This is a genomic window from Flavobacterium tegetincola DSM 22377 (genome assembly GCF_000425485.1).
In the GTDB taxonomy this organism is placed as follows: domain Bacteria; phylum Bacteroidota; class Bacteroidia; order Flavobacteriales; family Flavobacteriaceae; genus Flavobacterium; species Flavobacterium tegetincola.
The window spans coordinates 235,023-250,667 of record NZ_AUDN01000007.1 but is presented as its reverse complement, the minus strand read 5'-3'; the positions used below and the strand labels follow the sequence as shown (position 1 = coordinate 250,667).

At 35.7% G+C, this 15,645-nt stretch carries 14 protein-coding genes; 11 read left to right on the top strand and 3 right to left on the bottom strand.

Features of this window, described 5'->3' with window-relative positions; all coding sequences use genetic code 11:
* Positions 1-39 precede the first annotated feature (39 nt).
* The 4 genes from H602_RS0101280 (at position 40) to porQ (ending at position 6,126) form a co-directional block, all read left to right on the top strand.
* Positions 40-1,341: an MFS transporter gene (locus tag H602_RS0101280; RefSeq protein WP_026976388.1), complete on the top strand. Its 1,302-nt coding sequence runs from the start codon at positions 40-42 to the stop codon at positions 1,339-1,341.
* Between the two features lie 42 nt (positions 1,342-1,383).
* Positions 1,384-2,322, top strand: coding sequence for a DUF6252 domain-containing protein (locus H602_RS0101275; protein ID WP_026976387.1), 939 nt, complete (start codon positions 1,384-1,386; stop codon positions 2,320-2,322).
* A gap of 190 nt (positions 2,323-2,512) precedes the next feature.
* On the top strand, positions 2,513-4,966 hold the full coding sequence (lon, locus tag H602_RS0101270) for an endopeptidase La (RefSeq protein WP_026976386.1): 2,454 nt from the start codon (positions 2,513-2,515) through the stop codon (positions 4,964-4,966).
* Positions 4,967-5,106: 140 nt separating this feature from the next.
* Positions 5,107-6,126: a type IX secretion system protein PorQ gene (gene porQ, locus H602_RS0101265; RefSeq protein ID WP_026976385.1), complete on the top strand. Its 1,020-nt coding sequence runs from the start codon at positions 5,107-5,109 to the stop codon at positions 6,124-6,126.
* Between the two features lie 228 nt (positions 6,127-6,354).
* Here porQ and H602_RS0101260 read toward each other — a convergent pair whose 3' ends face one another.
* Complete coding sequence (locus tag H602_RS0101260; RefSeq protein ID WP_026976384.1) at positions 6,355-6,789, bottom strand: thioredoxin family protein; 435 nt, start codon at positions 6,787-6,789, stop codon at positions 6,355-6,357.
* Positions 6,790-7,100: 311 nt separating this feature from the next.
* On the opposite strand from H602_RS0101260, the gene H602_RS0101255 reads away from it, so the two are divergent.
* From H602_RS0101255 to uraH, 7 genes are all read left to right on the top strand, one after another.
* Complete coding sequence (locus tag H602_RS0101255; protein ID WP_026976383.1) at positions 7,101-7,583, top strand: hypothetical protein; 483 nt, start codon at positions 7,101-7,103, stop codon at positions 7,581-7,583.
* A gap of 103 nt (positions 7,584-7,686) precedes the next feature.
* Entirely contained in the window at positions 7,687-8,370 is a 684-nt protein-coding gene (gene cmk / locus H602_RS0101250; RefSeq protein WP_026976382.1) for a (d)CMP kinase, read from the top strand.
* Between the two features lie 233 nt (positions 8,371-8,603).
* Entirely contained in the window at positions 8,604-9,860 is a 1,257-nt protein-coding gene (locus H602_RS0101245; protein WP_026976381.1) for a nucleoside permease, read from the top strand.
* A 227-nt stretch (positions 9,861-10,087) separates the two neighbouring features.
* Positions 10,088-10,987: a mechanosensitive ion channel family protein gene (locus H602_RS0101240; RefSeq protein ID WP_026976380.1), complete on the top strand. Its 900-nt coding sequence runs from the start codon at positions 10,088-10,090 to the stop codon at positions 10,985-10,987.
* Positions 10,988-10,997: 10 nt separating this feature from the next.
* Entirely contained in the window at positions 10,998-11,567 is a 570-nt protein-coding gene (locus H602_RS0101235) for a Crp/Fnr family transcriptional regulator (protein WP_026976379.1), read from the top strand.
* 63 nt (positions 11,568-11,630) lie between these two features.
* On the top strand, positions 11,631-12,038 hold the full coding sequence (locus tag H602_RS17970; RefSeq protein WP_245574898.1) for a heme-binding protein: 408 nt from the start codon (positions 11,631-11,633) through the stop codon (positions 12,036-12,038).
* Between the two features lie 175 nt (positions 12,039-12,213).
* Positions 12,214-12,621 carry a hydroxyisourate hydrolase gene (uraH, locus tag H602_RS0101225; protein WP_026976378.1) on the top strand — a complete coding sequence of 136 codons (408 nt, stop codon included), beginning with the start codon at positions 12,214-12,216 and terminating at the stop codon, positions 12,619-12,621.
* A gap of 115 nt (positions 12,622-12,736) precedes the next feature.
* Here the strand turns inward: uraH and H602_RS0101220 are convergent, their stop codons facing one another.
* Together H602_RS0101220 and H602_RS0101215 are read right to left on the bottom strand one after the other, a co-directional pair.
* Positions 12,737-13,015 carry a hypothetical protein gene (locus H602_RS0101220; RefSeq protein WP_035758636.1) on the bottom strand — a complete coding sequence of 93 codons (279 nt, stop codon included), beginning with the start codon at positions 13,013-13,015 and terminating at the stop codon, positions 12,737-12,739.
* A 115-nt stretch (positions 13,016-13,130) separates the two neighbouring features.
* Positions 13,131-15,533: an alpha-ketoacid dehydrogenase subunit alpha/beta gene (locus H602_RS0101215; protein ID WP_026976376.1), complete on the bottom strand. Its 2,403-nt coding sequence runs from the start codon at positions 15,531-15,533 to the stop codon at positions 13,131-13,133.
* Positions 15,534-15,645 lie beyond the last annotated feature (112 nt).

Below are 15,645 nucleotides of genomic sequence, written 5' to 3'. Positions count from 1 at the left end.
TCATTGGCAGCTTTTTTTATGTAATACATTTTTTACTTTATGAATCAATTAGAAAAAGGCAGTAAGAAACTGCAAAATGCTTGGGCATTTTACGATTGGGCCAACTCGGTTTATCCATTAGTAATTTCATCGTCAATATTTCCAATTTTCTATGCCAGCCTTTTTTCAGATGAATTCCCCAACATCAACGTGTTTGGAGTCGACTTTAAAAACACGGCTTTGATAAGCTTTATAACTGCAATTGCTTTTTTAGTAGTAGCTATAATTTCGCCATTACTTTCTGGAATTGCTGATTATGTTGGAAATAAAAAGCGATTTCTCCAATTCTTTTGTTATCTCGGAGCTTTGTCATGCATCGGATTATACTGGTTTTCAATTGAAAATATTTACTTCGGATTGACTTGCTATTTTCTAGGATTAATCGGATTTTGGGGAAGTTTGGTGTTTTACAATTCTTACTTACCGGACGTTGCTTTTGAGGAACAGCAAGATAAATTAAGTGCTCGAGGATATTCTTTAGGATACATCGGTAGTGTCATATTATTGGTGGCCAGTTTAGCAATGGTTATCGGTAAGGAAGGACAAGAAGCCATGGATGCCATGCGATTGACGTTTGTCTTCACAGGAATTTGGTGGATATTTTTCAGTCAATATTCCTTTTATTTTTTGCCAAAAGGCAAAAGCACCAATCAGAAAGTCACACGATCAATCTTCTTTAATGGATTCAAAGAATTGATAAAAGTTAAAAATCAGTTGTTTGAAAATTTAGCTTTAAAACGCTATTTGATCGCCTTTTTTGTTTACAGCATGGCAGTGCAAACCGTGATGTTAGTGGCAACTTATTTTGGCGAACAAGAAATAAACTGGCCTTCGCCAAGCGATAAAACTATGGGGTTGATTATAAGTATCTTGGTCATTCAATTGGTTGCCGTTGCAGGAGCAGTGATTACTTCTCGGGCTTCTGCCAAATTTGGAAACATTCCCACCCTCATTGTCATCAATGTTATTTGGGCTGTAATCTGCGTCTGTGCCTATTTTGTTACAGAACCAATTCATTTCTACATTACAGCTGGATGTGTAGGGTTAGTAATGGGCGGAATTCAAGCACTTTCTAGATCTACCTATTCTAAATTTCTACCTCAAACGGAAGATACCGCTTCCTATTTTAGTTTTTATGATGTTTCTGAAAAGATCGGAATCGTAATAGGAATGGGACTTTATGGACTTATCGATCAACTTACGGGAAGCATGAGAAACTCAATTGTATTTTTGACCCTATTTTTTATTAGCGGCGTTATATTGCTTTTACGAGTTCCTAAAAAAACATTTTCAGCTAAATAAAAAAACTTATATTTGAAAACTCAAACAATCAATCAAAAACTAATGAAAAAAATAAACCAATTATTATTTCTCTTTTTGGCAACAACTGCAACGTTTTTTAGCTCTTGTACTACCGATATTGAACCTTTAGATCCTTCGGTGACAGTTCCAGATCCGATGGCAAATGGACAATTGAAAGTGGACATTGACGGACAAACTTTTGTGGCTACAAATGTACAAGCTACTGTGAGTGCTGCCGCAATTTCAATAACCGGCCTTCGTTCTGGTAATAATGATTTTGTACAAATAACATTACCAGCGCCATTAAACCAAGTAGGAACGTACACTTGGACTGAAGCAACCACAAATGGAGTAGTTTTAGGTTTGTTTTATTCCAACTCGGCTTCCGAAGGATTTATTTCAGCGCCAAGTACTGGTGATTTTGCAGCATTTCCTGGTTATACAGATACTGCTAAAGTGACGGTGACTTCAATTGATGCGGGAAATAAAACCATTTCTGGAACATTTGAATTTACAGGTGCTCGAATTAATGCGGCAGGAGTTTTGGTGACGAAAACATTCACAAACGGTTCGTTTACAAATATCAGTTTTGCGGGTGCAGTTGTAAATCCGACAAGTAATTCGTTTTTTGCAAAGGTGTATGATGTACCGTTTAATCCAAGTAACATTACGGCTAATGCATTAAGTGGTCAAGTTTTAGTAACCGGAACGACAACGACGATGGGAACTATAACTTTATTGTTTCCTACAACAGTTGCAGCTGGAACATATCCACTCTCCAATGTTGGAGATTACGTTGGAATGTTTTTAGCAGGTTCTAGTCCAAGTGGCATTTTTGCTGCTGAATCAGGGAGTATTACCGTAATATCTCATAATACGTCAACTAAAAAGGTGAAAGCTACTTTTAATTTTGTCGGCAGATCGCCAGATAATGAAACTACTCCAATTACGGAAGGAGCATTTGAGGTAACCTATCAGTAAGAGCTAAATTTAATATATATTTAATCCGCTTCGGCGGATTTTTTTATGGCATAAAGATTGACTTTATGAGATGAAAGTAATCCATTAATTAATTTTAGTGTATTGATTTTTAATAAATTACGATCGTGTCTTCATTTAATATTTTAAATTTGAAGATGAATTTTTAATGACAAAATGACTTAAATATAATATGTCTCAACAAAAAATAATTACATTAGACAATATGTCACTACACGAGTTGGATAGCGAAGCCGAATTAATTCCGCTTTTGACGCCGGAAGACGAAGAAGAAATGAACAACGAAGACCTGCCTGAAGATATAGCTATTTTGCCTTTGCGAAATACAGTATTATTTCCAGGTGTAGTAATTCCAATTACAGCCGGTAGAGATAAATCAATTAAATTGATAAATGACGCCAATGCTGCTGGAAAAGTCATCGGAGTGGTTTCACAGAAAAATGAAGACGTTGAAGAGCCTACTTTTAACGACATCAATAAAATAGGAACGGTTGCCCGTATTTTGCGTGTATTGAAAATGCCGGACGGAAACGTTACCGTTATTTTACAAGGTAAAAAACGTTTTCAAATCGACGAGATGACGACCGAGATGCCGTACATGAAAGCTACGATCAAAGAAGTTGAAGAAAAACGACCTCGTAAAAATGATAAGGAATTCAGTGCAATTATCGACTCGGTAAAAGAATTGGCTACAGCCATTATTGAGGAAAGTCCAAACATTCCAACAGAAGCTACATTCGCAATTAAGAATATTGAAAGTCATTCGTTCTTGATCAATTTTGTGTCTTCTAACATGAACCTCTCTGTTAAAGAAAAGCAAGATTTGTTATCTATCAATAATCTAAAAGATAGAGCTTTAGCAGCATTAAAATTTATGAATATTGAGTTGCAAAAGTTGGAACTTAAAAATGATATTCAATCCAAAGTTCGTTTTGATTTAGACCAGCAACAGCGTGAATACTTTTTGCACCAGCAAATTAAAACCATTCAAGAAGAATTAGGCGGCGTTTCGCAAGAAGAGGAAATGGAGGAAATGCGTCAGAAAGCAGCCAAGAAAAAATGGGATGCCAAAACGCAAAAGCATTTTGAAAAGGAATTGTCTAAAATGCAACGGATGAATCCGCAAGCACCTGATTTTGGCATTCAAAGAAATTATCTAGAATTGTTTCTAGAATTGCCGTGGAATCATTTTTCAAAAGATAAATTCGATTTGAAATTTGCACAAAAAGTTTTAGACCGTGACCATTTTGGTTTAGATGAAGTTAAAAAACGAATCATCGAACATTTGGCCGTTTTGAAATTAAGAAACGATATGAAATCGCCAATTTTGTGTTTGACAGGACCTCCTGGAGTCGGGAAAACTTCGATTGGAAAATCAATCGCAGAAGCATTAGGTCGTGAATACGTTAGGATTTCTCTTGGTGGTTTGCGTGACGAAGCAGAAATTAGAGGACATAGAAAAACCTATATTGGTGCAATGCCAGGAAGAATAATTCAAAGTTTGAAAAAGGCAGGAACTTCAAATCCCGTTTTTGTTTTGGATGAAATTGACAAACTTTCAAGCAGCCACAATGGCGATCCGTCTTCTGCTTTATTAGAAGTTTTAGACCCAGAGCAAAACAATGATTTTTACGATAATTTCCTTGAATTGGGTTACGACTTATCAAAAGTGATGTTTATTGCCACTTCAAATAACATGAGTACTATTCAACCCGCTTTGCGAGACCGAATGGAAATCATTAAAATGTCGGGTTATACGATTGAAGAAAAAACGGAAATTGCGAGAAAACATTTATTTCCAAAACAATTAAAAGAACACGGTTTAACGGCAAAACAATTGACCATTGGTAAAAAACAATTGGAGTTTATTGTGGAAGGTTACACTAGAGAATCAGGTGTTCGTGGTTTAGAAAATAAAGTGGCTCAAGTAATTCGTGGTGCTGCAAAAGCAGTAGCGATGGACGAAGAGTACAATATAAAAATTACCGAAGAAGATGTTGTGAAAGCGTTGGGAGCGCCAAGAATGCAACGCGATAAGTCTGAAAGCAATGATGTAGCTGGTGTAGTTACAGGATTAGCTTGGACCAGTGTTGGTGGTGACATCTTATTCATTGAATCTTTGATTTCTAAAGGAAAAGGGACCTTGACAATGACGGGAAATCTTGGAACTGTAATGAAAGAATCGGCAACCATTGCGTTGGAATACATCAAGGCAAATGCTGCAACTTTAGGATTAGACCAAGACATGTTGCCCAAATACAACATCCACGTACACGTTCCAGAAGGAGCAACTCCAAAAGATGGACCAAGTGCTGGTATTGCCATGTTAACGTCACTAGTTTCTGTTTTTACACAAAAAAGAATCAAGAAAAGTCTGGCCATGACTGGTGAAATTACGCTTCGTGGAAAAGTACTTCCTGTAGGTGGAATCAAAGAAAAGATCTTGGCTGCAAAAAGAGCCAATATTAAAGAAATCATTCTTTGTCACGAAAACAAACGTGATATTGATGAAATAAAACAAGAATATTTGGAAGGTTTGACGTTTCATTACGTGAAAGAAATGAGCGAAGTTTTGGCAATTGCCATTACAGATCAAGATGTAAAAAACGCAAAAGTGATTGCGTAATTTTATAATTAAGTAGAAAAAAGTTCAATCTAGCCATAGATTGGACTTTTTTTGTTTTTTATGCACTTTAAATAAATGTAGTTAGCTCAAAAATAATATCTTCGCATCTCCGTTATAAATGGGCAATCGAAAACTTTTCAATGTTTCAAAAACAGCTTTTCTTCGTACTTTTTATCAGCACTACACTTTCTTTCGGGCAAGTGGGAGGGAAGTCGGTTTATCAATTTCTAGATTTGGTTACTTCACCTAGACAAGCAGCTTTGGGAGGGAAACTCATTACCATTTATGACACAGATGTAAATCAGGCAATGTTCAATCCAGCTGCAATTAATGCAGAAATGGACAATCATTTGTCCTTAAATTATGGAAGTCTTTTTGGCGAAGTGACTTACGGAACTGCATCGTATGCGTATACTTTTGACCGTAGAACTCAGACTTTTCACGCGGGTGTAAATTACGTCAACTACGGAAGTTTTGCTGGATATGATGAAAATGGTCTTGAAACCTCAAGCTTTACCGGAAGTGAAATAGCACTTTCTGTGGGTTATGCATACAATTTACCGTATACTGATATATATGTGGGCGGAAATGCAAAATTGATTTCCTCTACATTAGAAAGTTACAATTCCTTTGGAGGCGCCATAGATTTAGGAGCAATTTACGTAGATGAATACAATGATATTAACATTGCACTTGCCATCCGAAACATTGGAACCCAATTTACCACTTATGCTGGAGCCAATGAAAAACTTCCACTTGAAATCATTGCTGGAATCTCGCAAGAGTTGGAACATGTTCCTTTAAGATGGCATTTGACGCTCGAGAATTTACAGCAGTGGGACGTATCTTTTTCTAATCCAGCAAGAGCACAAGGCAATATTGACGGCGGTTCTACACCTGAAAAAGTCAGTTTTTTTAATAACGCGCTGCGTCACTTAATTGTGGGAGCCGAGTTATTTCCCGAAAAAGCATTCAACATCCGAATGGGTTATAACTTTAGACGCGGACAAGAATTGAGCATTGAAGAACAACGCAATTTCAGCGGAATTTCGCTTGGAATTGGACTACGATTCAATAAAATTAAATTTGATTATTCCTATTCGCGCTATACTCTGGCGGCAAATACCAGTTTGTTCGGCTTGACTATAAATTTGCAATAAACTATTTTGGGCGTGCCACCATTTTAAAAATGGCAAAGGGCCATTTCTTAAAATGCTGTCGGGCTATACACTCCCGCTTTAATTGCTTTCTGTAAAGCAATTAAGAGCTCCGCTGCTATCCCTCACGCACTTTTCCTCACGCAGCTCTTTTATTTTCAAAAACCTTAAACCCTAAATCATAATTCCTATACCAAAATTTATAAATCACAATTCATAAATCACAATACCTCAAGGGACAATTCTTCTTCCAAAATTAATGAGAATGTACGGTTTTAGAACTCCAGTTGATTTTGTCAGTACCTTTCCTTTAAAATCTACAATTAATAAGGTGGGATAACTCTGAATTTGATATAGATGCATCAATTCGCGACCTTCCTTCGTTTCGCCATTAATGGAAATATTGATGAAATTTTTATTGTAATAAATACCCACTTCTTTATCCTTAAACGATTTTTTCAATTGTTTGCAATTGCCACACCAAGTGGCATAGAAATCAACAAAAACATATTTATTTTCTTCTTTTGCTTTTAAAAGTGCTTCAGCATAAGTGCCTTTAAAAAATTCAATTCCCTTGCTTTCAGAAGAACTGTTCGTTCTTGTCTGAAAACTAGTAAGTGAAAAAATCGAAATGATAATTATAAGCAAAGTAAAATAATATTTCATAGAGGTAAAGATATCAACTTTATTTAAAGCAGTTACGATCCACCTTAACTCGTCATTTTATAAAGTTGGAGTTAATAAAAATTTAATCTAAAGACCAAATTAAGAGATCCAGAAGATTACATTTTCTTACATCATCTTCCGTTTTATGACCGTTGTTTTGAAAGATTTCCACGATTTTGTGCTGAGATTTAGTAAGTGCAATTATAAATACAATATCTTATTAAATAGTCCCATTTTAGGTAAACTTACAAAAAATTAAATTTTAAATAAAATATTATTCTTATATTTGAGAAACTATAAGTCAATACTTTATGAAAAAAATAATCATTACAAGTAGTATTGCACTTCTCATTTTAGGAAGTTGCAGCAGCAATGAAACAGAAAAGGAAACTAAATTTATAGACGGTTGGGAATTGGATTTCTCTGGTTGGGAACTCGATTTGACAAAACCGTACGTTCAAAATTTTTCGTCTAAGATGCAACGCGATTCTATAATTGGTGCTTTGTCAGACGAACTCTTTGAAGCAGATGCAAGTTCAGTTGGTAAAGAAGAATCTAAAATTGTCCACATATCCTTGAACGTATCAGCAGAAGATCATACGGTTACGACGCATTTAATTGGCGAAGACCAAGACATTAACGTGAAGGAATTGCTATTAATTTCAAGTTGTATGGACGCAACTTGCATGAGCGATCAAATCAATAAAACCCTCACTCAAAATCCATCTGCAACAATTATATTAAAAAAAGATTTATCCAGCAAGGAAGTTCAATTGTTCAACAGTTCAAAATAAACTGATTCCGCATTGTATTATTAAAAACTAAAAAGCTGCCGAAAAGCAGTTTTTTTTATGTTCAGTATGCTTACTTTTGTGCCATAAACGAGATTTACTTGCAATGAAAAAAATTATCATCGCCATTGACGGCTTTTCATCTACCGGAAAAAGTACTATTGCCAAACAATTAGCCAAACACCTCGGTTATGTTTATGTCGATACTGGCGCGATGTACCGTGCGGTTGCCTTATTTGCAATGGAAAATGGGTATATCAATAAGGAATACTTTGATACACAAACTTTAATAAACGCTTTGCCTGACATTCGTTTGCAATTCCAATATAATAACACATTGGGTTTTGCTGAAATGTACTTGAACGATACGAATGTGGAAAATGAAATAAGAACGCTTAATGTTTCACAATATGTAAGTCGCATTGCTGAAATTTCAGAAGTGCGTGCCAAATTAGTGGAACAGCAACAAAAAATGGGGCAGGAGCGCGGAATTGTAATGGACGGTCGTGATATAGGCACTGTGGTTTTTCCAGATGCTGAAGTCAAAATTTTCATGAATTCCAGTGCAGAAACCCGTGCTCAACGTCGTTTTGAAGAACTGACTGAAAAAGGGCAAGTTGTGTCTTTCGAAGATGTTCTAAAAAATGTGCAGGAACGCGACCATATTGACTCCAATAGAGAGGATTCTCCATTAATCGTTGCAAAAGATGCCATCGAAATCGATAATTCTGAAATCGATAAGGAGGAACAGTTTGCACAGGTACTGGAATTAGTTCAGAAGTCTTTATAAAGTAACAGGATTAAAAGGAGATCAATAGTGTAATCAGTTAATATTCTGCATTCTTTGTTTGATTTACCCACTTTTTTAAACCGAAATATATAAAATTTATTAGCTAAATCAGGCCAACTATTTTACTAAAATGCAGATTTGTTTTTGAAAATTACTTTTCACTTTGTTGCATTCTAAATTTTTAATAGTAGATTTACGGGCTGTTTATTTAGCATACATTAATACACTTTTAAATGGGAATAAAATTCAGATTGACCTTAATGAGCTTCTTCCAATTCTTTATTTGGGGCGCGTGGTTGATAACAATTGCAAATTATTGGTTTGAAACCAAACAATGGGGAGGCGCCGAATTTGGTGCTATTTTTTCCACTTTAGGTTTAGCCTCTATCTTTATGCCCGCTTTAACGGGAATTATTGCGGATCGTTGGATGAATGCAGAAAAGCTTTACGGAATATTACACATTTTAGGTGGAATTGTATTGGCTTATTTGCCGCAAGTCAATGACTCAACAACTTTTTTCTGGGTAATGTTTCTGGCAATGGTATTTTACATGCCAACTATTTCATTATCAAATTCAATTGCCTACAATATATTAAAAAATAGCGCATATGATGTGGTAAAGGTTTTTCCGCCCATCCGCGTTTGGGGAACTGTAGGTTTTATAGCTGCTATGTGGATGACCAATTTATCAGATAATAAAGCGTCTGCAAATCAATTTTACATCGCTGCCGTTGCTGCAATAGCTTTAGGAATTTATTCTTTCACTTTGCCAAAATGTCCGCCACAACGATTAACTAAAAAAGACGATTCATTAATGGAATCATTAGGGCTTGATGCGTTCAAATTATTTGCAGATTACAAAATGGCATTGTTTTTTATTTTTTCAATGTTTTTAGGAGGCGCGTTGCAGTTAACCAATATGTACGGAGACGTATATCTTTCTGATTTTGGAAAAATTCCTGAGTATTCGGACTCATTTGTAGTGCGATATTCAACGATTATTATGTCTATATCTCAAATATCAGAAACCTTATTTATTCTGGCCATTCCATTTTTCTTAAAGAGATTCGGAATTAAGATGGTAATGCTTTTTAGTATGTTGGTATGGGTGCTGCGTTTTGGATTCTTTGCCTATGGCGACCCACAAGAAGGATTATGGATGATTATTGTCTCCTGTATCGTTTACGGACTTGCATTTGACTTCTTTAATATCTCAGGTTCACTATTTGTTGAAACTACTACAGATTCTAAAATCAGGTCTTCCGCTCAAGGTTTATTTATGATGATGACAAACGGTTTTGGAGCCATTTTAGGAAGTTTTATAAGTGGTTATGTAATTGCTACTTACTTTACCGCAGCAGATGGTACAAAAGATTGGCAACACGTGTGGCTCTCTTTTGCAGGATATGCGTTAGTAGTTTCTATCGCTTTTGCACTGCTATTTAAACACAAGCACAATCCAAAAGAAGTAGAAAACATTATGCATTAATACACTAAACCCGACTTACCGTCGGGTTTTTTATTTATTTTATCCTTCTATTTCTGTTTTTGAAAGCAATGTTTTATATCTTTAAGGAGTGACAAGATCAAATGATTTCTAAAATAAAATTTTAGAATTTAAAGGATCGTAAAACTAGACAGAACCTCTGACTGAAATAGATCTTGTAGAACAATCTATTCACTAAATAGAAATGTTTCAAGTAAAAATTAAAAGATATGGACGAAAAAATTACAGAGCTATTAAATGATCCAACCGTGGGAAAAATTGTGGGCCTAATAATAGGAACATTGATCATTTGGTTGATTGTACAATTTGTACAGAAAAAATTTTTAGTAAAAATTCAAGACAATCAAAATCGTTACCGAGCTTCAAAAATAGGTAGTTTTGCAGGCTATTTTCTTACTTTTATTTTAATCCTGTTTATTTTTAGTAGTAAATTAAGCGGAATTTCAACGGCTTTAGGAGTTGCAGGTGCTGGAGTTGCATTTGCTTTGCAGGAAGTGATTGCTTCCTTTGCCGGCTGGCTTGCCATCATGCTTGGTAGTTTTTTTAGAACTGGCGATCGCGTACAACTCGGAGGAATTAAAGGCGACGTCATGGACATCGGAGTCTTGAGAACGACAATAATGGAAACAGGTCAATGGGTGGATGGTGATTTGTATAATGGACGAATCGTGATGATTGCCAATAGTTACGTTTTCAAGGAACCCGTTTTTAATTATTCTGGGGATTTTCCTTTTTTGTGGGATGAAATTAAACTTCCCATTCAATACGGCAGTGATTATGATTTAACTACTGCAATTTTAAATGAAATAGGGAAAGATATTCTTGGTGAATTGCCTATTGCATCGCATGAGAATTGGATTAACCTGCAACGTACGTATCGATTGGAAGATGCGCAAACCGAACCTATGGTTTCACTAGTGGCAAACGACAATTGGGTCGAATTCACGCTTCGTTATGTCGTTCCCTTTAAGAAACGACGGATGACCAAGACGGCCCTTTTTACAGCAGCACTTAAACGAATTGAAGCTACAAATGGCGCTATAAAATTTGCATCAGCTACTTTCCAATTGGTAGACTCTCCCGACTTTATCGTCAACATTAAAAAATAAAATACCTTAAATGCATCATTTATTGACCTCATTTCTACGTAGCAAAGGGATTCATGACGATAAAATCATTGAACTCGTTTGCAATTGTTTTACTTTGAAAGAGATAAAATCAAAATCGATTTTGGTTGATTATACTGCTATTGCCGACGCTTATTATTTTATCAATAAAGGAGCTGTTCGCATTTTTACCATCAATTCAGAAGGAGCAGAAAGTTCTAGGTATTTTGCTTTTGAGGGCAATTTTGTTGCGGCACTTCCCAGTTTTATTGATCAGAAGCCAGCGGAAGAATATATGCAAACGATTGAAAAATGTGAATTACTAAAAATTTCGCGTACTAATTTTTATAAGCTGGTAGAAACTGTTCCCACTTTTGCAAAAATTTATACAGAAATTTTAGAACTCGGGTTTATTATAGCACAAAAGCGCATCTATGGTTTTCAAGGATTTGACGCACTTGAAAAAGTGCAATGGACTATAAAAAATCAGCCCCAGTTGCTTTTGAGGATTTCAAATAAAATGGTGGCTTCCTATTTGGGCATTTCACCATCTACTTTATCGCGAATAAAGTCCAAACTATAAAAACGTTGACTTATGTCAATACTATTTCCTTTTTGTTGATCTAATTTTGTCAAAAATTAAACAATGAAAAAAATATTCGTACTATTAATTGCCTTTTCTACAATTACATTAAGTTTTGCGCAAGCGAAAAAAGCAAATGCTACTGAGCCGAAATTTGTGGTTTCGGTAAACAACTTAACTTTAGAAGCAGCGTTTGAATTGCAAAAACAAGCTACAGGATTAGCTGCTGAATGGAACAAAAAAGTTTCGGTAGCCATTCTTGATGCTTCGGGCACACCGATTTTGATCACTCGAGGAGCTGGAGTTGGACCACACAACACAGAAGCTGCAAGACGAAAAGCATTCACTTCATTATCTACAAAAATGCCAACGTTGGAGTTAATGCGAATTGCAGCTAAAAGTGCAGACGCACAAAATTTAAATTCACTTCCTGAATTATTATTATTGAGTGGTGGCGCTCCAATATACTAGAAGAATGAAATCATCGGAAGCATAGGAATCGCTGGCGGTGGAAGTGCTGAAAATGACGACAACATTGCGCAATCCGTATCCATTCCAGAAGCAGGAATTTCGGCAAGAAAGAACTAAGACGTTTTACAAATAAAAATCACCACTTCATTATAATAACATTAATTAATAATTTCTCATGAAAAAATTCATTTATACTTTCGCATTTATTTTAATTTCTACACTTACTTTCGCACAAGCTAAAACGTATCAATTGTCAAGTCATATTTTGGATGTTTCCAAAGGAATGTCTGCGGCAGGAGTACCGATAAAATTGGAACAGTACAATTCAGCTAATAAAACTTGGAATTTAATTGACGAAAAAATTACGGATACAAACGGAAGAATACCCGATTTTTTAAGTTATGATAAAGGAAATTTGGGCATCTACAAGTTGACTTTTGCAACAAGCGAATATTTTAAAAAAGACAAAATAGATAGTTTCTATCCTTTCATCGAAGTAGTATTTGAAATCAAAGACAGCAATCATTACCATGTTCCGATAACATTATCAGCATTTGGATATTCTACTTACAGAGGTAATTAAATTGTTGATGTAAAGCTTAAATTAGTGCAATAAAAATTACTACTTTACGTCATACTTATTTGAAAAGAAAAAACCGAAGATCATTTTTAAGTGACTTCGGTTTTTTTTTAATATTTTATTTTTTAATTTCAATCTTCCCTTTTCCGTCCTTAACGTCGATTACTGTTTTCTTGTCTCCGTTTTTGGTAGATACTTCTACACCATCACTTCCTACACTAATTGTAGTGCCATCTTTTTCAACTTCTTTTTCAGGTGCAGGTGGTGGAGGCGGAGGTAAAATTACTACGTCAGGAGTAGCTTCAGGCACGGGTGGCGGAACTACAGTTTCTTCTTTTTTACAAGAAACTAATGCCATAATAGCAAACATACTAAATGTTAATACAATTTTTTTCATACTATCTTTTGGTTTAATAAATTTATAATCGATATAAATCTAATACCAAAATAATCAATTACAATGCCGAAGTACAAAAAAATATCCCAATCGTTTTAGATTGGGATATTTGATATTAATATAAACTTGGATAAGTTGTGGGATTTGACTCATGCATGATCGCATAAATTTTCTCAAAAATATCTTCTATTGAAGGTTTAGAGAAATAATCGCCGTCTGTTCCGTAAGCCGGTCGATGCGCTTTTGCTGTTAATGTTTCCGGTTTGCTGTCTAAATGACGGTATGCATTTTGCTCGTCCACAATTTTTTGCAAAATGAAAGCGGAAGCTCCGCCAGGAACGTCCTCGTCAATCACTAACAAACGATTCGTCTTTGCTACACTTTTTACAATATCATGCTTGATATCGAAGGGCAATAACGACTGTGCATCAATAATTTCTACATTAATATTTACCGCTTGCAATTCTTTTGCAGCTTGCTCAATCAATCGTAAAGTGGAACCATAGGAAACCACTGTAATATCTGAGCCTTCTTTTATAGTTTCCACAACTCCAATTGGTGTTTTAAAATCGCCTAAATTCGTTGGCATTTTTTCCTTCAATCGGTATCCATTCAAACATTCTACAACTAAAGCAGGTTCGTCAGTCTCAAGAAGTGTATTATAAAAACCAGCAGCTTTTGTCATATTTCTAGGAACTAAAACGTGAATTCCACGAATGGCGTTGATGATCATTCCCATTGGAGAACCTGAATGCCAAATTCCTTCCAATCTGTGTCCACGTGTTCTGATAATCAGTGGTGCTTTCTGACGTCCTTTGGTTCTATATTGTAATGTAGCCAAATCATCGCTCATAATTTGAATCGCATAGAGCAAATAATCCAAATATTGAATTTCAGCAATTGGTCGTAAACCTCGCATTGCCATTCCAATTCCTTGACCTAAAATTGTTGCTTCACGAATACCAGCATCAGTAACACGTAAATCGCCATACTTTTCCTGCATTCCTTCTAAACCTTGATTTACATCACCAATCGTTCCTGCATCTTCTCCAAAAATTAAAGTCTCTGGATATTTTGCAAAGATAGCATCAAAATTATCTCTGATAACCAAACGTGCGTCAACATCATCTGCCGTTTCATCGTACGTTGGTACAACTTCTTTAACAGAAGCAACTGCTTGATTTGAGTCTGAAAATAAATGAGAACTAAATTTTGGTTGAATTTTTTCTGTATACGATAAAATCCAATCTGACAATAGTTTATGCTTGTCTTCCTTAAGTACTAGTCGAAGTACTTTTCGAGCTGTAGAAAGTATATCTTTCCGAATTGGTTCTTTAATTCCTTTTAAATCATTGATCAAAGGTGTGATGAATGCTTTATTTGCACTAGCATCTGCCACTTCATTTAATAAGGCTAAAGCTTCGGCTTGTTCTGATTTTGTAGGATTTACAAAAGCTTCCCAAGCTGCTTTTTTACCTTGCAATACTTCTTTTTTAGCAGCAACTTCCATTGCATCCAATTCTTCTGCGCTTGCAATGTCCAAGGCAATCATCCATAATTTCATCTGACGTACACAGTCAAATTCACCTTCCCAAGTCAAACGTTCTGCATTTTTGTACCGCTCATGAGAACCTGAAGTAGAATGACCTTGTGGTTGTGTCAATTCATTTACGTGAATCAAAACCGGAACGTGTTCTTCTCTTGCAATTGCTGCTGCTTTTTGATAAGCATCAATTAAGCCTGGATAATCCCACCCTTTAACACGTATAATTTCATATCCTTTTCCAGTTTCATCGCGTTGAAAACCTTTTAAGATTTCAGATATATTTTCCTTTGTTGTTTGGTATTTGGCGTGCACCGAAATACCGTATTCATCATCCCAAACGCTCATTACCATAGGAACTTGTAAAACACCTGCGGCATTGATCGTTTCAAAAAACAAACCTTCTGAAGTACTCGCATTTCCAATAGTTCCCCAAGCAATTTCATTTCCGTCCACTGAGAAATTTGTTTTATCAATTCCAGCAACGTTTCGGTATATTTTTGATGCTTGTGCTAAACCTAACAGACGCGGCATTTGTCCTGCAGTTGGTGAAATATCAGCACTAGAATTTTTTTGTTCGGTAAGATTTTTCCAAGAACCATCTTCGTTTAAAGAATGGGTTGCAAAGTGTCCACCCATTTGACGTCCAGCCGACATTGGATCGTGGTCCAAATCGGTATGACCATATAATCCGGCAAAAAATTGCTGGATATTCATAGCGCCAATTGCCATCATAAAAGTTTGATCACGGTAATAGCCTGAGCGGAAATCTCCATTCTTAAAAGCTTTTGCCATGGCCAGTTGAGGCACTTCCTTTCCATCGCCAAATATTCCAAATTTTGCTTTTCCTGTCAGAACTTCACGACGTCCCAAAAGACTACATTCTCTGCTGGTTATTGCAATTTTATAATCGTTTAAAACCTCTGATTTGAAATCATCTAATGAAATTTCTTTTTGGGTTTGCATATTTGTCATAATAATCCATTTTTAGAATGTCTCGCAAAATTAGAGAAAAGGATTGAATTATCATAATATTCTCGATTGATTGCGAAATGTGTATTTTTTGAGGGTCAAATCGGAATTTTGT